Source organism: Arthrobacter sp. 8AJ, from assembly GCF_902506025.1.
Lineage (GTDB): Bacteria > Actinomycetota > Actinomycetes > Actinomycetales > Micrococcaceae > Arthrobacter.
In genome coordinates this window covers 3676256-3692692 of sequence record NZ_LR733289.1, presented here as the reverse complement: position 1 = coordinate 3692692, position 16437 = coordinate 3676256, and the positions used below count along the sequence as shown (strand labels likewise).

Annotated in this window: 14 protein-coding genes, 1 tRNA gene and 1 other RNA gene; 6 read left to right on the top strand and 10 right to left on the bottom strand. The window is 67.1% G+C overall.

What is annotated here, in order from left to right; all coding sequences use genetic code 11:
- Positions 1-252, bottom strand: a complete 252-nt coding sequence (gene purS / locus BACI349Y_RS17085; RefSeq protein WP_015935902.1) for a phosphoribosylformylglycinamidine synthase subunit PurS — start codon at positions 250-252, stop codon at positions 1-3.
- Positions 253-525: 273 nt separating this feature from the next.
- Between purS and BACI349Y_RS17080 the strand changes: the two genes are divergently transcribed.
- Positions 526-711, top strand: a complete 186-nt coding sequence (locus BACI349Y_RS17080) for a hypothetical protein (RefSeq protein ID WP_159633506.1) — start codon at positions 526-528, stop codon at positions 709-711.
- A 249-nt stretch (positions 712-960) separates the two neighbouring features.
- Positions 961-4092 carry a S8 family serine peptidase gene (locus BACI349Y_RS17075; protein ID WP_201302467.1) on the top strand — a complete coding sequence of 1044 codons (3132 nt, stop codon included), beginning with the start codon at positions 961-963 and terminating at the stop codon, positions 4090-4092.
- Between the two features lie 99 nt (positions 4093-4191).
- Here BACI349Y_RS17075 and BACI349Y_RS17070 read toward each other — a convergent pair whose 3' ends face one another.
- The 4 genes from BACI349Y_RS17070 to BACI349Y_RS17055 form a co-directional block, all read right to left on the bottom strand.
- Positions 4192-4524 carry a serine protease inhibitor gene (locus BACI349Y_RS17070; protein WP_159633503.1) on the bottom strand — a complete coding sequence of 111 codons (333 nt, stop codon included), beginning with the start codon at positions 4522-4524 and terminating at the stop codon, positions 4192-4194.
- A complete protein-coding gene (locus BACI349Y_RS17065) occupies positions 4521-5444 on the bottom strand; it encodes a 3-methyladenine DNA glycosylase (RefSeq protein WP_159633500.1) in 924 nt (307 codons plus the stop codon). Before BACI349Y_RS17065 ends, BACI349Y_RS17070 begins: the two co-directional genes overlap by 4 nt.
- A complete protein-coding gene (locus BACI349Y_RS17060; RefSeq protein WP_159633497.1) occupies positions 5431-6003 on the bottom strand; it encodes an SSI family serine proteinase inhibitor in 573 nt (190 codons plus the stop codon). Before BACI349Y_RS17060 ends, BACI349Y_RS17065 begins: the two co-directional genes overlap by 14 nt.
- 75 nt (positions 6004-6078) lie before the next feature.
- Complete coding sequence (locus BACI349Y_RS17055; protein WP_159633494.1) at positions 6079-6552, bottom strand: MarR family winged helix-turn-helix transcriptional regulator; 474 nt, start codon at positions 6550-6552, stop codon at positions 6079-6081.
- Between the two features lie 78 nt (positions 6553-6630).
- Between BACI349Y_RS17055 and BACI349Y_RS17050 the strand changes: the two genes are divergently transcribed.
- Positions 6631-6873: a hypothetical protein gene (locus tag BACI349Y_RS17050; RefSeq protein ID WP_159633491.1), complete on the top strand. Its 243-nt coding sequence runs from the start codon at positions 6631-6633 to the stop codon at positions 6871-6873.
- 117 nt (positions 6874-6990) lie between these two features.
- Entirely contained in the window at positions 6991-7206 is a 216-nt protein-coding gene (locus BACI349Y_RS17045) for a hypothetical protein (protein WP_159633488.1), read from the top strand.
- A gap of 83 nt (positions 7207-7289) precedes the next feature.
- Here BACI349Y_RS17045 and BACI349Y_RS17040 read toward each other — a convergent pair whose 3' ends face one another.
- The 4 genes from BACI349Y_RS17040 to ffs form a co-directional block, all read right to left on the bottom strand.
- A complete protein-coding gene (locus BACI349Y_RS17040; protein WP_159633485.1) occupies positions 7290-8648 on the bottom strand; it encodes an aspartate kinase in 1359 nt (452 codons plus the stop codon).
- 208 nt (positions 8649-8856) lie between these two features.
- On the bottom strand, positions 8857-9456 hold the full coding sequence (gene recR, locus BACI349Y_RS17035; RefSeq protein WP_141158226.1) for a recombination mediator RecR: 600 nt from the start codon (positions 9454-9456) through the stop codon (positions 8857-8859).
- 73 nt (positions 9457-9529) lie between these two features.
- Positions 9530-13270: a DNA polymerase III subunit gamma and tau gene (locus BACI349Y_RS17030; RefSeq protein ID WP_236560890.1), complete on the bottom strand. Its 3741-nt coding sequence runs from the start codon at positions 13268-13270 to the stop codon at positions 9530-9532.
- Positions 13271-13321: 51 nt separating this feature from the next.
- An RNA gene (gene ffs, locus BACI349Y_RS17025) (signal recognition particle sRNA small type) lies at positions 13322-13418 on the bottom strand.
- Positions 13419-13823: 405 nt separating this feature from the next.
- Between ffs and BACI349Y_RS17020 the strand changes: the two genes are divergently transcribed.
- Positions 13824-13908 (top strand) — tRNA-Ser (locus BACI349Y_RS17020).
- Positions 13909-13986: 78 nt separating this feature from the next.
- Here BACI349Y_RS17020 and BACI349Y_RS17015 read toward each other — a convergent pair.
- A complete protein-coding gene (locus tag BACI349Y_RS17015; protein WP_159633479.1) occupies positions 13987-14922 on the bottom strand; it encodes an oxygenase MpaB family protein in 936 nt (311 codons plus the stop codon).
- A 185-nt stretch (positions 14923-15107) separates the two neighbouring features.
- Here BACI349Y_RS17015 and BACI349Y_RS17010 point away from each other — a divergent pair.
- Positions 15108-16437 (top strand): M23 family metallopeptidase (locus BACI349Y_RS17010; protein ID WP_236560889.1); only part of this gene is annotated, 1330 nt, incomplete at its 3' end.

Here is a 16437-nt window from a genome sequence, read left to right as displayed (position 1 = left end):
TCAGGCCTCGACGACCTCGACGTTGACGACGTCCTCGATCACGGGGTTGGACAGGAGGGTTTCGGCGGCGTCGCGGGCCTGGGCCAGGATTTCCTCCGTCACCTCGCCGTCGACCGTCAGTTCGAAACGCTTGCCCTGGCGGACAGAGCTGAAGCTGGTGAAGCCCAGCCGGGGGAGAGCGCCAACGATTGCCTTCCCCTGCGGGTCCAGAATCTCGGGCTTGGGCATGACGTCAACAACGATCCGGGGCATCCGGCAACTCCTGTGCGTGAGCTTGGGTAAGGGCGCAGCGGAGTGGTGCCGTCTCACGCCGTACCGGGGGTGCCGGGGACAAAGGGGGTCACCTGCGTTGGTTCACCATGAGGTTCGGGCGCTCCGCGAGCTTGCTCTACCATTCTACCGGCCCGGGCGCATCCCTTTGAATCGCGCGGTTCCCTGCAGCGGAGCCGCGCGAAACGCCGGGGCCGCACGGCCGTTCTTTGGCTGGTTCTGGAGTTGCCGGGAGGCCTTCACTAGGATTGCTGGATGGCTGAGAATTCGAAGTCCGTGCTGTTGCCGGTGGTTGCCGCTGCCGTGTTCGCCGGTCTGGGCCGGATGGTGTTCCAGAAGGTGAAAGCGGACCGGCTGGCCCGCGAGACCCGGGTGGCCGGGCCTGTGGATGAAAAGACCAGGCAATGGATCAGTGATGTGGTGCGCACTCCCCGGCAGTAGCACGGGCAGGCTTCCTCCGCTCCTTGCAGGGCGTCCTTCGGGGCGCCCTTTTTTAGTTCCGCATTCCTTCGGTGTTCGCCGTATGACAAGCGGAATTTTCCTAAGTGTGCTCTATGTCATATCGCACTATCAGTCTGTACTCTGTGAACAGTCTGGTCGCGACAAATTACAAAACCTGTAATTCCCTCTGCAGTGCCAGTCATTGGGGCGCCCACCAAGTATGGGCCGCACATCGTGAAAGGGTTGCACGTGAAATCAACTGGAAAGAGCCCTTCGCGGGCTGGGGGACTCCGGAAGGCAGCCGCGCTGGCCGTCGGGCTGCCCCTGATCCTGAGCTCGCTGGCCGTGGCTCCCGCCTCGGCGGCGCCTGGCGTCCAAGGCCCGGGAAATGTTTCCTCCAGCGCAAAGGACAGTCAGTTCAAGGACGGCCGGTACATCGTGGTACTCGCCGGTCCGGCGGCCGCGGCCTACGAAGGGGGAGCTGCAGGACTTGGTGCAACCAAGCCCCAGCTGGGCCGGAAGCTCGACGCCGGCAGTCCCAACTACAAGGCGTACGACGCCCACCTGCGCACCCAGCAGCGGGACGTTGCAGCGGCCCAGGGCGTCACCCCCGCCAAACAGTACACCGCAGCCCTTAACGGGTTCACGGCGGAACTGACGGCAGTGCAGGCCGCAGCACTGTCAAAGGACAGCCGGGTCCTGGCCGTGGCACCGGACGTCGAGAACAAGCCCGACTACACCACCACCGACTTCCTCAAGCTCACCGGCCCCGACGGCGCCTGGGCCCAGCAGTTCGGCGGCGAAGCCAACGCCGGCAAGGGCGTTGTGATGGGCGTCATCGACTCCGGCTACGCGCCGGACAACCCCTTCCTCCAGGGCGAACCGCTGAAGCCGCTGCAGGGCGACCCGCAGGTCGGCGTTCCCTACCGCACCGGTGACGGCAGGATTGCCATGCTCAAGGCGGACGGCACAACCTTCGAGGGCGAATGCCAAAAAGGCCAGGGGACCGGGGCATCCTTTGACGGATCGCTCTGCAATTCCAAGGTCATCGGCGCCCGCTATTTCGCGGATTCCTTCCTTCAGTATGTGCCCCCGGCAGAGCGTGCCCCGGAAGAGCAGATCTCCCCGGTGGACGTGGGCAGCCACGGCACGCACACCGCCACCACGGCCGCCGGCAACGCCAACATCGAACAGGTGATCGACGGAGCCAGCTTCGGAAAGAGCTCCGGCATCGCCCCCGCCGCCAAGGTTGCGGTCTACAAGGTCTGCTGGGAGGACACCAACCCGGACACGGGCGGCTGCTACTCCTCGGCGTCGGTTGAGGCCGTGGACGCGGCCATCAAGGACGGCGTCGACGTCCTGAACTATTCCATTTCGGGCAACAACAACAGCACCACCGACCCTGTGGCGCTGGCATTCCTGAACGCTGCCGCCGCCGGGATCTTCGTCTCGGCCTCCGCGGGAAACTCCGGCCCGACCGCCTCCACGGTGAACCATGCGTCCCCGTGGCTGACCACGGTTGCTGCGTCCACCTTCCCCAGTGACCTGCTGGGAACGGTCAAGGTGTCCGACGGGTCGCTGTACCGCGGCGCGTCGATCATGAAGTCGGAAGTGGCGGACAAGCCCGTTGTCGTGGCTGCTGCTGCCGCGGCCCCCGGCGCGGCCAACCCCAACCTCTGCGGTCCGGGAACCCTTGACGCCGGCAAAGTGGCGGGCAAGGTAGTCGTCTGTGACCGCGGCGTGGTGGACCGGACCGCCAAGAGCCAGGAAGTCCTGGCCAAGGGCGGCGTGGGCATGATCCTGGTCAACCTCACCAGCAGCTCCGAGGACGCCGACAACCACGTCATTCCCACCGTCCACGTCAATGCCCCCAAGAGCCTGGAACTGAAATCCAAGCTGGAAGCCAACCCGGCGCTGACCGTCAGCCTGGTCAAGGGCGACCTGACCGGCCTGCCCCCGGCAGCCGCACCCCAGATCGCCGGCTTCTCATCCCGCGGACCCACCCTGGCCTCCGGCGGTGACCTGCTCAAGCCGGACATCTCTGCCCCCGGTGTCAACGTCCTGGCCGGCGTCTCCACCATCGGCAACCACGGCGCCCAGTTCGGATTCATGTCCGGTACCTCCATGGCAGCACCGCACATCGCCGGTTTCGGCGCGCTGGTGCTGGGTAAGCAGCCCAAATGGACCCCCGCCAGGGTGAAGTCCGCCATGATGACCACGGCCTATCCGCTGGTCAACGCCGATGGCACCCCCAATACGGATCCGTTCCAGGGCGGCGCCGGCCACATCGACTCCACCCGGGTGCTTGATCCCGGGCTGGTCTACGACTCCGGCATCCAGGACTGGCTTGGTTTCCTGAATGGACAAGGTGTGCAGACCGGAGCGCCACAGGCAGGCACCATCGCCGCCCGCGACCTCAACCTGCCCTCGATCGCCCTGGGCAGCCTGATTGGAGAGGTCCAGGTGAAGCGCAAGGTGACCGCCTTGGTGCCGGGCATGTACCGTCCCGAGGTGAACATGCCGGGTTTCAACGTCAACGTCGAACCCAAGGCCCTGAACTTCGCCAAGGCAGGCCAGACCCGTGACGTAACCCTGACCATCCGGAACGTCAGCGCACCAATGGGCAAATTCAGCACGGGAAGCCTCACCTGGAAGGGGCCCCGGACGGTGGCGTCACCAATCGCCATCCGCCCCGTTGACGCCCAGATCGCCCCGTCCTTCACCTTCAGCTCGGCCACGGGCACCGGCAGCGGCACCATGGAGCTTGTCTCCGGTTCGGACAATCCCATCGCCGTCGCCGTCGAAGGACTGGCGCCGCTGAGCCAGACCGCCATCACCAAGACCCCGGGCGCGTATGCCCCGACGAACGATGCGCACAATGCCCTGGTCCAGGTAAACGTGCCGGCCGGCACGTCGTTTGCCCGGCTCGGCATCCAGGCGCAGTCGAACGACGTCGACTGGGACATGGTGGTCTACGCCCCGAACGGAGCGGGCGGCCTCACGGCCACTCAGGTGGCAACAGCATCCGCCAGTGAGTTCCTGGACCTGGAATCACCCCGTCCCGGAACCTACTATGTGGTGGCCAACCTGTACGCCACACCTGACAACGGCCCCGCCACGGCCTCCGTCCAGGCCGTGACCTTCGCAGGGGACGCTGGCAATCTCACGGTGAACCCGAACCCCATCGTGGCGCCGAACGGAACCGCCACCTCGGCGACGCTGAACTGGACCGGCCTTGCTGACGGTTCCTACCTCTCACGGCTGAGCCTTGGCAGCAACGGCATCAAAACGTGGGTGAACGTGCAGGTGGGACCGGGCTCCGCGCCCGCCCCGGCCGGCGCTCCCCAGCTTGGCCTGGCGCAGGCGGTACCCGCCGCCTGACCGGGAAGACATGGGGGGAGGTCCCGGGTGGTCGTCAGGCCACCCGGGACCTTTTCGTTCCGGCCGCTTTCGTTCCTGGCTCGTTGCTGCCGCAGGAAGCTACGTGGCGGTCCCGCCGAGCAGGGGGCCCATGGCTTTCCAGCGGGCGATTTCGCAGCCGTCGGTACGGGAGAAGGTCGCGTGGACGGCGCGCCCACGGTACATACCCGTGACCAGGGCAACCTGCGGGCCCCCGTACTGCTGCGTGCACAGTTTGGGCGGCCCCGGCTTGGGGAAAAAGATGTCTTCGCCGAACCGCTCCACGGCGGCCAGGGCGGTCACGGGCTCTGGCAGGGTGGTCCCGGCAGCCGGGTGCCCGTCCTTTGATACCAGCCGGAACACGTGTTCGGGAGCGTCGGGGTGGTCCCGGATGCTGATGGTCAGGTCTATCACCGTGGCGCTCCTTCCGCGATGACCCCGAGTTCCGCTGCCAGCCGTTCGCGCAGTGCACCCGCTTCCGCTGCGAAAGAGCGCTGGTGCTCAACATAGGCGGCCTTGCCATGGGGCGTCTCAATGGGGATGGCGGGGTACCCCCAGTCGGCCAGGTCGTAGGGGGATGCCTGCATATCCATGGCCCTGATCCGCCATGACAGTTCGAAGCAGTCCATCACCAGCTCGCTGGGCAGCGCCGGCAGCAGTTTATAGGCCCATTTGTAGAGGTCCATGTTGGCATGGAGGCATCCCGGCTGCTCCATGTGCCGCTGCGATTCCCGGCTGGGCGAATGCTCGTTGAGCGGGATGGCGTCCGGGGTGTAGAACCGGAACGCGTCGAAGTGGGTGCAGCGGATCCTGTTGTCCTCCACCACCTTGTCCGTACCGGCCGCACCCAGCCGCAGTTGCAGGTACTCATGCCGGAGGTCGAACTTGTCCTGCCGGTAGACCATGGCCCACTCGTGCAGTCCGAAGCAGCCAAACTGCGCCGGCCTTGCGGCGGTGCCGCGGAGGATGATGCCGGCGAAGGCCACTGCATCGCTGCGGTCGGCCAAAAAGGCGTGCCGGTCGAAGGTGACCGCGGTGCTTCCCGCAGCCAGTCCCAGGGCGGCAAGCTCGCCGTCGTCGAGCGTCCGGTAATGCTTCCAGCCGAGCCGTCCGGCTGCCTGGGCGCCGGTGAGGACTGCGCCGGCACCGGGGTGCCAGCGCTTCAGCTGGCCGGGCTTCTGCGTGTAGTAGGTGAAGAGGAAGTCTTCCACCGGGTGTTTCTGTCCCGCGGAGCGCCGGGCCAGGTATGGATCGGCATAGCGGCTGACGCGCTGCAGGTGGGCCTCTTCCCTTGCCTGCGCAGTGTCTGCCGCCAGGAGCTTAAGAGGCTCCACCGGATGCGCCCAATACGTCCTTGGCAGCGTCCCACGCGCTGATCTCGCATCCGTTGGTCCGCGAAAACTTTGACTCCACGGCGACGCCGTCCACCATGCCCGTGACGGCGGCTGTCTGGGGGCCGCCATACTGCTGGGTGCAGGGCTGTGAGGTTCCGGGCGCGGCCGGAGCGGCGATGGCCGGATTGGCTTTGAGTGCCGCGCAGGCGGCAGCGGCGTTGGGATGGCTGCTTTCCGCGGCCGGCTCGCCTGAGGAGCAGACCAGGGTGTAGTTGACCTCGGGCGCGCCCGGGGACGGCACCAGGGTGATGGCGAGTTCAGCGTTCCCCTTCCCCGGGCCATTGCTTGGCCGTGACGTGGCGGGGGCAGGAGCCGGCACTGAAGTTTCGGTGTCAGGGGAGGGAGCTGCAGAGCCCGGGGAGCTTCCCGGGGCCGTGGAGGTTGAGGCGGAGGAAGGCGCTGTGCCCTTGGAGGTGCCGCTGTCAGGGGTGCCGCTGCAACCGGAGATCAGCCCGGCGCCGACCGCCAGGAATGCCGCGAGCATCCGAAATTTCCGCATCAGGCCACCTCTCCTTCGTCCAGTAATTCTAGTCGCTTGGCGTACGGCGGCAGGTTTCCGTTTGGCCGCAATCACTCACTGGGAGGTGGCGGCGATCAGCCCCATCATGGACGCGTGCAGTTCGGTGACCTGTCCGCGGGTCAACCCCAGCCGCTCCATCATGGTCCCCGGGACCCGGAGCGCCTGCTCCCGCAGTGCGGCGCCTTTGGGTGTCAGTTCGACGGCGAGCGCGCGCTCATTGCCGTCCGCACGGCGACGGGTGATGAGTTCCGCCGCTTCCAGCCGGCGCAGGAGCGGGGAGATGGTGGCCGGTTCCTGGGCCAGAGCTTCGCTGATGTTCCGGACAGTGCGGGGGCTGTCTTCCCACAGGCAGAGCATGACCAGGTACTGGGGATGGGTGAGGTTCAGCTTCTCGAGCACGGGCTTGTAGGCGCCCACCACGCTGCGGGCAGCCACGGTCAGCGCAAAGCAGAGCTGATGTTCGAGGAGCAGGTCTTCCTCGTGTGCTGCGTCGGTTTCTTTTGAGTCCGTTGCCGCTGTGGCAGTCATTGGTCCTCCGATTGTTAGTGCACTAATGATTAGTGTACATTGGTGGCAGGTTGGACAGTGAGTGGAAGGAACCTCTTCATGGGCAGGGACAGGTCCGCGGACAAGGGCAATGCCTCCCAGCGCTTCATGCGCGCCACCGGGAAGTTGCGGGCCGTTTTCGGTCCCGCCAGCCGCACCGCGCTGGCGCACGACATGACTGACGAGAACCGCCGCCTGCTGGCCCAGCGCCAGGCGGAGACCCAACAGTGGGAGACCATCACCAGGCCGGACGGCAGCACGTATGTTGTCCCACGGAATCCTGAAGACCGTTCCCTGCGGTAGCGATTCCTCCGCTTTACGCCGGAGCCTTTTCCGCGTCCCGGGCATAAAATGGGGGCACTGGCTCCTGCCGGGGCCTGCTGCACTTTCGCCCGATGGTCGGGAAGGGGGTGGAAAACAGTGGCACATGTCCTCACCAGCTTCATGGGCCTGACTGACAGGCTGCGCTTCGTCTTTGGTCCTGCCACCCGACTGGACGCCGACGCGCCCGTGGTGCACAAACACGACGAATTCGAGCAGGCCTCGGAAGAGGACCTTTCGCATTTCGTGGTGGAGACCGACTCAACCGGCCACCACTACGCGGTACGCCGTGAAGATTTGGAACGCGAAACCTGATTCTTCCTGGATACTTCCAGAAACAAAAAAGCCGGACTGCCTTCTCCTTTCGAGGAAAGGGCAGCCCGGCTTTTCGTTGGCGATCAGCGGCCGGTGCCGCCGTAAACCGTCGCTTCGCTTTCGGTGTCGAGCCCGAACGCGTTGTGGATGACGCGCACGGCCTCGTCCAGCAGATCGGCGTGCGTGACCACCGAGATGCGGATTTCCGAGGTGGAGATCATGTTGATGTTGATGCCGGCGTCGGAGAGTGCCTTGAAGAACGTGGCCGAGACGCCGGGGTGGGACCGCATGCCGGCGCCGATGAGGGACAGCTTGCCGATCTGCTCGTTGTATTCGATGGCCTCGAAGCCGATCTGGTCCTGCGCGGCGTGCAGGGCGGCCAGGGCATCGGCGCCTTCAACGATGGGCAGGGTGAAGGAGATATCGGTCTTGCCCGTGCCGTGGGTGGACACGTTCTGCACGATCATGTCGATGTTCGAGTGCGCGTCGGCGATGACCTGGAAGATTGCGGCGGCCTTGCCGGGGATGTCGGGGACGCCGACCACGGTGACCTTCGCTTCGGAACGGTCATGCGCAACGCCGGAGATGATTGGCTGCTCCAAGGCAACTCCCTCTTGAGTGGTGATCTTGTCGTCGGCGCTGGGGATGACCCAGGTGCCTTCATGCTGGCTGAATGAGGAGCGGACGTGGAGCGGGACGCCGAACCGGCGGGCATATTCCACGCAGCGCAGGTGGAGGATCTTGGCGCCGGAGGCCGCCAGTTCCAGCATCTCCTCGCTGGAGATCGTGTCGATCTTCTGGGCTGACGGGACAACGCGCGGATCGGCGGTGAAGATGCCATCCACGTCGGTGTAGATCTCGCAGACATCCGCTTCGAGGGCTGCCGCGAGTGCCACGGCCGTGGTGTCGGAACCCCCGCGGCCCAGGGTGGTGATTTCATTGGTGGCCCGGGTCATGCCCTGGAAGCCTGCCACGATGGCGATGTTGCCCTTGTCCAGGGCGGTGCGGATGCGGTGGGGGTCGACGTCGATGATCCGCGCCTTGCCGTGGATGCCGTCGGTAATCATGCCGGCCTGGGACCCGGTGAAGGACTGGGCGGAAGCGCCGAGCTTGTTGATGGCCATGGCCAGCAGCGCCATGGAAATGCGCTCGCCGGCAGACAGGAGCATGTCCATTTCGCGGGCGGGGGCGGAGTCGGTCACCTGTGCGGCGAGGTCCAGGAGCTCGTCCGTAGTGTCGCCCATTGCCGAGACGACAACCACGACCTCGTTGCCGGCCTGCTGGGCATCCACGACGCGCTTTGCAACGCGCTTGATGCCGTCAGCGTCCGCGACGGAGGAGCCGCCGAACTTCTGCACAATGAGTTGTTTGGTCACCGCGCCGGAGGCGGGTGCCGCCAGCGGCTGTGTTGCGTTGTGCACTTCGGTGGTGGGCGTACTCATGCGCGTACCTTCATTGGATCAATTGGAGTTCTGGAGGCCAGGCAGCCTGACGCTGGACGGCGCGGCTTTCCTCCACAGTTTATCGCCGCGCCCGGAGGGACGTTGAATTGTGACCACATTCCGGCCATGGGGCGCCGTGGTGACCGCGGGCAGGGCTGCGGCACGTCCGGCCCGGCGGGAGTACTACGGCGGGAGGCCGCCGGGTGCATCAGCCCAGGGCGTTCCGGCGTCCTTCGAAGGCGCGGCCCAACGTGACCTCATCGGCATACTCCAGGTCGCCGCCCACAGGAAGTCCGGAGGCAAGGCGGGTCACTGCGATGCCGATCGTCTTGAGCATCCGGGCCAGGTAGGTGGCCGTTGCCTCACCCTCCAGGTTGGGGTCGGTGGCGATGATGACTTCCTGGATCTCGCCGTCGTTAAGCCGGGTGAGCAGTTCGCGGATCCGCAGCTGCTCCGGTCCCACGCCCGCAATGGGATTGATGGCCCCGCCGAGCACGTGGTACCGGCCACGGAACGAACGGGTGCGCTCCACCGCCAGGACGTCCTTTGACTCCTCCACGACGCAGATCACGGCGGGGTCGCGGCGGGGGTCGCGGCAGATATTGCACAGTTCCTGCTCCGTGACGTTGCCGCAGACGGTGCAGAACTTCACCCGTTCCTTGACGGTGGTGATGGCCTCAACCAGCCGTTTCATGTCCTGGGGGTCGGCTTCAAGGATGTGGAATGCCAGCCGCTGTGCGGACTTGGGCCCCACGCCCGGAAGGCGTCCAAGCTCATCGATCAGCTCCTGGACAGCACCTTCGTACACGTTTCCCTCTTTAGCTTGGTGTGAATAGCGGATGAATCAATCGGTCGGCAAGGCCCGGCCGCAGGCCGGGCCGTCAGTAGCGTGGCGTGACCGGGCTTCCGTCCAGGGACCGCTCCTCGATCAGTTTCCCGCCCAGGATGCGTTCGACGGCGGCCCGGCCGAAGACGCCTGATTCCTCGATTGTTTCATCGTCGGCGCTTGGTATGTCCTGGACGTAAGCGCTCGGCGCCGCGGCGGCCCTGGCCGGGGCCTTGGCGCGGCCTGCCTCAGCTTCGGGGCTGTTGGATAGCCGCTGGTACAGGCTTTGCCGCGTTTCCGTTCGTCCGGCCGCGGGTGCAGAAGTTCCTGCAGAAGCCGGCGCGGCATTTCCCGGCTGCGGCCGGGAGGGTGCGGCCGGTGCCTGCGCAACGGACGCACGCGCGGCCGCCTGTGCAACCGCTGCCTGGGAAGCGGTTGGCTGTGGAACCGGTGCCTGGGCAACAGTGGCCTGGGCAGCCGAAGCATGGGTGACCGGGGCAGGTGCGGCGGCCGCCATGGCGAACTCGGGTACCGGGGAAGGATCCGGGGATTGGGCCTGGTACGGCCCCGCATCCGGCTCCGTCCGGCCGGAGCCGAAAACTGCCCCCGCAGCCCAGTCTGGCCCCGCTGCGGCAGCAGCCGTGGCCGCCGGGGCCACGGGAATGGAGGGCGGCACTTGGGCGGTTGCGGGCTCGTAATGGGGGACGCTGGCGGACGCCCCAATGTTGTCATTCGCGGATGCAGGTGCCGGCTTGGCGCCGACGTTGCTCTTGTCTCCCACTACCCATACGCCGGGTGCCTGTTCCACGGCCCGGGTCCAGGGATCGTGGGCGGCACCAGCAGGCAGGGAAGCCGGTTGGCCAGCGGGTTGGGAAGCGGTGCTCGAGCCCGGGCCACCAGTCCCCTGGGGGCGCGCGGCAGCTGCAGGGTGGGCGCCGCCTGCCGCCTGGTCGGCGCCAGTGGCAGGGGAAGGTGGTGCCGGCCGGTTGCCCGGACGTGCGGAGGGCTCCCAGTCCATGGGGGGTTCCTCATCCAGCGGGGGAGCGTCCTCATCCCGCGGCGGTCCCCAATCGTCATCGGAGTAGGAATAGTCGCCTCCGGCAGGCGGGTACGCGGGGTGGGCGGAATTCGTGCCGGAGGAGTCGGCAGCGGTCCCTGCTGCCCGGGCGCTGGCACCGGCAGTGGCAATGGGGCCAGACCCCGCAGGATCCATGCCGTGGTTGCCCCTCGCGTTGGCGTCGGCCGCCGGGCGTGCCCCCGGAGAGGGGGCACCCGGAGGGGTGGCAGTAGAAGGGGCGGCAGTTGAAGGGGCGGCTGCAGGTGCGGCCGACGGGCTTGCGGCGACAGCAGAACTTCCCGAACTGCCGTAAGGGGCGGTGCTTCCCGCGGCGGGGGAGCTGCCGGCAGCGGCTGGGCTTCCGGAACTACCGCCCAGCGGCGTTCCGGTGGCCGCCGCTGCTGCGGGTACCTGCACCGCTGGGGTTGCCTGCGCAGAGGCAGAGGCAGAGGCAGAGGCAGAGGCAGGGGCCAGGCCCCAGGCAACGTCAGCTGAGGTGGCCGGAACCACCGGGCTGGCGGGAACTTTTGGGTTTGGCTCAGAGCTCGCCTGGCTGGCGCCGCCGGCAACCGCCTGGATCTGGCAGTCAATGCCGACGGTCTTGTGGATGGCTTGGCGCAGGTTGTCCGAATGGTCCGCCCTGCCGAAGGCGCCGGCAAGGCCGGACGTGGTGAAGGACAGGGTCAGGACACTGCCGTCGAACGCCTGGACCTGCGCATTGGGTTCAACGAGGGCCCAGGTGCTGCGCTTAATTTTGGACAGCGCCTGCAGGACATCCGGCCAGGCCCTGCGAAGAACCTCGACGTCGCCCATGGCCGGGGGGTTGGCCGGGGACGACCCGCCGGGTGCTTGGTGGTGCGCTGCGGGAGCCTGATGAACAGGGGCCTGCTGGCCTTGCACCTGCTGGCCTGGCGTTTGGGCGCCGGGGGAGTTGCTGCCAGGCCCGTGGCTGGCTGGCACCTGGTCGCTTTGGGCCTGCGGCCGGTCCGGGACGCGAGTGGCTGCGGCCTGGCCGGGCGCCGGCCGGTCTTCCTGTCCCTGCGGTGCTGCTTGGGCTTGGGCTTGGGCCTGGGGCGCTGCGTTGTCTTGGGCCTGCAGCGCTGCATGGTCTTGCGGCCCTGAAGAGGCCCGCTGGGTGGGGTTGGTGGTCCCCGCGCCGGGGGCAGAACCTTGGGGGCCCTGTGGTGTCCGGGGCCGGGACGGTTCCTCGACGGGCCAGTCGCTGGTGCTGACCCGCGGGGGTGTCAGGGGACTGCGGGCGCCGTCAGGGGCGGGAGCAACCTGTTCGTCCCCGGAACCGGGCCAGGCGGGAGCAGCCGGTCCGGCCTGGGCGGACGCGGATTGGGCCCCTGCAGCCTGGGCTGCGGAAGGGTGGGCCGCAGCAGTATTGGCAGAAGGCTCCGGGGCGGCCGGCTGGTGCGCGCGCTGGGAATTTAGCGGGGAGCCGGCGGGAGTGGCAGCTGGTGCCGTGGGCTGGACTGCCGTTGGTTGGACTGGTGTTGGCTGGACCGCCGCCGGCGCCTCCGCCGATGCCGGCGCTGCCGTGGCGGGAGCACCGACGTCGTTCCCGGCGTAGTTCAGCCGCCGCTCCACCCGTTCGATCCGGGCTGCCATGCCGCGCTCATTCTGTTCAGCGCTGGGCAGCAGGATCCGGGCGCACAACAGCTCCAGGTGCAGCCGGGGGGACGTGGCCCCGGTCATTTCGGTCAGGGCCGTGTTGGTAACATCAGCGGCCCGGGAAAGCTCCGCCGCGCCAAGGTTGTGGGCCTGGTTCTGCAGCCGGGCTATCTGGTCCGCCGGCATCCCGCGCAGGATGGCGTGGGCGCTCTCGGGCATGGCCTGCACGATGATCAGGTCGCGGAAGCGCTCCAGCAGGTCCTCTACGAACCGGCGGGGATCGTGGCCCGTCTGGATGACCCGGTCCACGGCGCGGAAAACGGTGGCGGCGTCAGAAGCAGCCACGGCTTCCACGACGTCGTCCAGCAGTGAAGCGTGGGTGTAGCCGAGCAGGGCCACGGCGAGCTCATAGTCCAGCCCGTTGGGTCCGGCGCCTGCCATGAGCTGGTCCAGGACGGAGAGCGAATCGCGGACGGAGCCGCCGCCGGCGCGGATGACCAGTGACAGGACGCCAGGGGCGACGGGAACGTTTTCCTGGCGGCACAGAAGCTCCAGGTAGGCCATCAGGGGCTCCGGCGGTACCAGCCGGAACGGGTAGTGGTGGGTCCGGGAACGGATGGTTCCAATGACCTTGTCCGGCTCTGTGGTGGCGAAGATGAACTTGATGTGTTCCGGCGGCTCTTCCACGATCTTCAGCAGGGCGTTGAACCCGGCGGAGGTGACCATGTGGGCTTCGTCGATGATGAAGATCTTGTAGCGGTCCCGCACGGGGGCGTAGGTGGCGCGCTCGCGGAGGTCCCTGGCGTCGTCAACACCGCCATGGCTCGCGGCGTCAATCTCGATGACATCGAGGGAACCCGAGCCGCCACGGGCCAGCTCAACGCAACTGGGGCAGGTTCCGCAGGGAGTGTCCGTGGGGCCTTGGGCGCAGTTGAGGCAGCGGGCCAGGATACGGGCGGACGTGGTCTTGCCGCAGCCCCTGGGGCCGGAGAAAAGGTAGGCGTGGTTGACGCGGTTCTTCCGCAAAGCCGTCATCAGCGGCTCGGTGACATGCTCCTGGCCAATAACGTCAGCGAACGAGTCGGGACGGTATCTGCGGTACAGGGCGGTAGTAACTGTCACAGAGAAAACCCTACCAATCCGGGCTGACATCATGCCGCCCTGTGGGGGAATAGTAAAGACCCCCCATGCACCCGCCAGAGCCCGTCTACCCTTGCTACCTTCCGGTCCTGGGGGAGTTCAACAGGATGACGCCACATGAGGGGCCGTCAGATACTTTACCCGAACATCCTGCCCGACTCGAATCGGACCCGCCGCCGCCGCCGGAGGCCCTGGCACGCCGCCCGGCGGGTCGGCGGCAGCTGGCCGGTGGATGCCCGGGTACGGATGTCCATTGCTTATCCCCGCCCCAGCCGGGATCATGGCTATGTACACCGATTGGGGCAATTTCAAGGTTGTGAGCTGCGTGGCCTGGCTTAACGGGGTTGGACCCGGCAGCTCAACGGTGCAACAGGGAATGGGCGCATTGGGGGCGTCCATTTTCAGGTTAAGGCAACCGTCGCCGCGCCCCTTTGAGGCGGGCTGCGGCCGGCAAAAAACCGCCGCCGGATGGGCCAATTGGGCGATGCGGAAAACTTCAGGTAATCTAGTACCTGCTTTTGATTCAGAAGCAGTTGGAGAATTCGCCTAGCGGCCTATGGCGCACGCCTGGAACGCGTGTTGGGTTAACGCCCTCGGGGGTTCAAATCCCCCATTCTCCGCCGGTCAAGAACCCGGCCCCGGTAACCCGGGGCCGGGTTTTTGCTTTTTTGCCTCCGTTGCAGCCTTCCGATTCACGATCAGGCCAGATCTGCCAGCGGTTCACCAAGCCGCCTCAGGCGCTGCCTCGCTGCTGTTTCGCTGGGACCCATCCGCCTCCGGGGACCGCCCAGGGCCAGGTGGACGACGCCGAGCACCACCTTTGTGATTAACCGCACGGGCAGGGGAAACGGGCCCAGCCGTGGAAGAGAGAGCCCCAGCATCTGGCGGTACCGGGGTTCCAGGCTGTAGACCGCAGCGGCAAACAGGATCCGGTAGCCAGGCTTCAGCAGCGGATGCAGCGGCGCATTGCGGATGAACTCCACCGTTTCTTTGACCCGGCCGTCCGCCCGCAGCGCCCCCTGCGCGTACCAGCGTTCCAGTTGGCTGCGCATCTGCGCCTCCGTCAGCGGCGGGTCTTCCACCCCCATCAGCCGCCCGGCCTGGGCCCACTCCTGCACGTAGGCGTCCGGGCCGCCGGGGATGGGGCCGCCCCAAATCCTGTGGGCTGCGAGGAAACCGTCTGTGAAGGCCAGGTGGATCCAGTTGGCCAGCCCCGGGTCGTTGGCACTGTAGGTGCGCACTTCGCCGTCGTTGTCCTCGTAGTTGCCCTGGACTGGCTCATGCAGGCGGCGTACCCGCCGTGTTGCTTCCTCCGCGGCGTCCGTGGATCCATAGGTGACCGTAAAGATCCAGCGGATTGTGTTGGCCAGCCGGCGCAGGGGGTCGTCACGGAAGTTGGAGTGCTCGTGCACGCCCGCGAGCGCACCAGGATGGAGCGACTGCATGAGCAGTGTGCGGATTCCACCCACGATGGGCGTCATGGAGCCGTGCACCGCCCACACCGCCGAACCGGGCAGGTGGTAGCCAGCGTTGTCGCCCTCGGCCAGCTTGAGCGTCCAGTCCGGCGGGGCGTCGGCCCTGCCTGAGAAGGTCTTTTTGATTTCGTCCTGCCAGGTACGAAGGACATTGCGCATGAGACATTGTTGCCCATTTGCGCCACGCGCGGCTGGATCCGGCAGGGAAGCCCAGCTCCGCCCCCTAACGACCCACAAAAAACCCGCATTGTCCGGCTATGGGGTTTCCACGCCTGCGGTCCTGTGGTCCCATGGGACATACCGTCGAGACACCGTGCGGCAGGCCACGTCGTGGAGTCAGTCAATTGGGCAAGAATTCCGTGCCCGGCAACCGCAAGCCGGACCAGCGTACCTTTCCCCCCGTTGCCCGGGCTGTCGCTGCTGCCGGCGTGCTGGCGGCCTCCGTCTGCGCCGTCAACCTTTCCGCCGGCTCCGCTGAGCCGCCACAGTTGGCGCGGTCGGTAGCCGGAACCGCGACCACTCCGGGCAGTGCCGCACCGTACGGAACGTCCGGAACGGCGAAGCTCCGGGAAGGGCACGGCGAACCAGCCCCGACGGCAACGGACCAGCTTGGCGCCACTGCCCTTCCGCCGGCCATCTTCTCCAATCCGCAGGTGGCCCTGGCCTTCCCGCACACGTCCATCGGCGGCGTCGACCAGGGCGCCACGGCGGCCCTCACGCTGGGTCCGGCCGGTGCCGGCAGGCCATTGCCCGGCTTCCTCATGGCGCCCCTGCAACTTCTGGACCCGAGCTCGCCGTTCGGGTTCCGGGTCAGCCCGATCAGCGGGGCGGCGGGAGACTTCCACCTGGGCCAGGATTACGCTGCCCCCTGCGGAACCCCGGTCTACGCCGCTGATTCCGGTGTTGTGCGGGCAGCCGGCTGGCACCCCTGGGGCGGCGGCAACCGGATTGAGATTGACCACGGCGACGGGCTCATCACCACCTACAACCACCTGGAATCCATTGGTGTGCACACCGGCGACCAGGTGCGGGTGGGCCAGGTCATCGCGCGCGTTGGCACCACCGGATGGTCCACGGGCTGCCACCTGCATTTCGAGGCAATCCTGAATGGCCGCTACACCAACCCCCTGAGATGGAACTTCCTCCAGCTCCGGGCGCTTGACCAGGCCCTTCCGGGTGAGATGGTTTCGTACGCGCCCGGCATGGGGTTGTCCGGCGGCAGGATCAGCTGGACCATCCCCCTCCAGGTTGATCCGGGTGACGGACTTCCCGCAGCGGGGCTCCAGGTTTCACCCTTCCCGCCGCTTTTCGTACCCGGCCCGGCACCGTCGCCATCCCAGGCAACGGGCATCGTGCTGCCCGCTCCCAACGTGCAGTTGACGACGACGGCACCGCCGACTGCTGAACCGTCGGTAAGTACCGCGCCGCCTTCGCCCGCGGCGGCACCCAGCGATCCGTCGACCGTCCCGGCAAGCCCGACGCCGTCTCCGTCACCGACGGAGCCATCGCCGTCGCCCACTTCACCCACCCTGACTTCACCAAGTCCCACGCCGTCGCCGACACCCACTTCGCCGACCCCGACTTCGCCAACTCCGACGTCACCAAGTCCCACGCCGTCGCCGTCGCCCACGGACCCTGCAAGCCCAACGCCGACGACTTCGCCGGTTCCCGCCC

Bases quoted from the DNA above. Each gene is read 5' to 3' on its own strand.
- BACI349Y_RS17055 (WP_159633494.1), bottom strand. From the start codon at position 6,552: ATGACTGCCACAGCGGCAACGGACTCAAAAGAAACCGACGCAGCACAC.
- BACI349Y_RS17050 (WP_159633491.1), top strand. From the start codon at position 6,631: ATGGGCAGGGACAGGTCCGCGGACAAGGGCAATGCCTCCCAGCGCTTC.
- BACI349Y_RS17040 (WP_159633485.1), bottom strand. From the start codon at position 8,648: ATGAGTACGCCCACCACCGAAGTGCACAACGCAACACAGCCGCTGGCG.
- BACI349Y_RS17015 (WP_159633479.1), bottom strand. From the start codon at position 14,922: ATGCGCAATGTCCTTCGTACCTGGCAGGACGAAATCAAAAAGACCTTC.
- BACI349Y_RS17080 (WP_159633506.1), top strand. From the start codon at position 526: ATGGCTGAGAATTCGAAGTCCGTGCTGTTGCCGGTGGTTGCCGCTGCC.
- purS (WP_015935902.1), bottom strand. From the start codon at position 252: ATGCCCCGGATCGTTGTTGACGTCATGCCCAAGCCCGAGATTCTGGAC.
- BACI349Y_RS17060 (WP_159633497.1), bottom strand. From the start codon at position 6,003: ATGCGGAAATTTCGGATGCTCGCGGCATTCCTGGCGGTCGGCGCCGGG.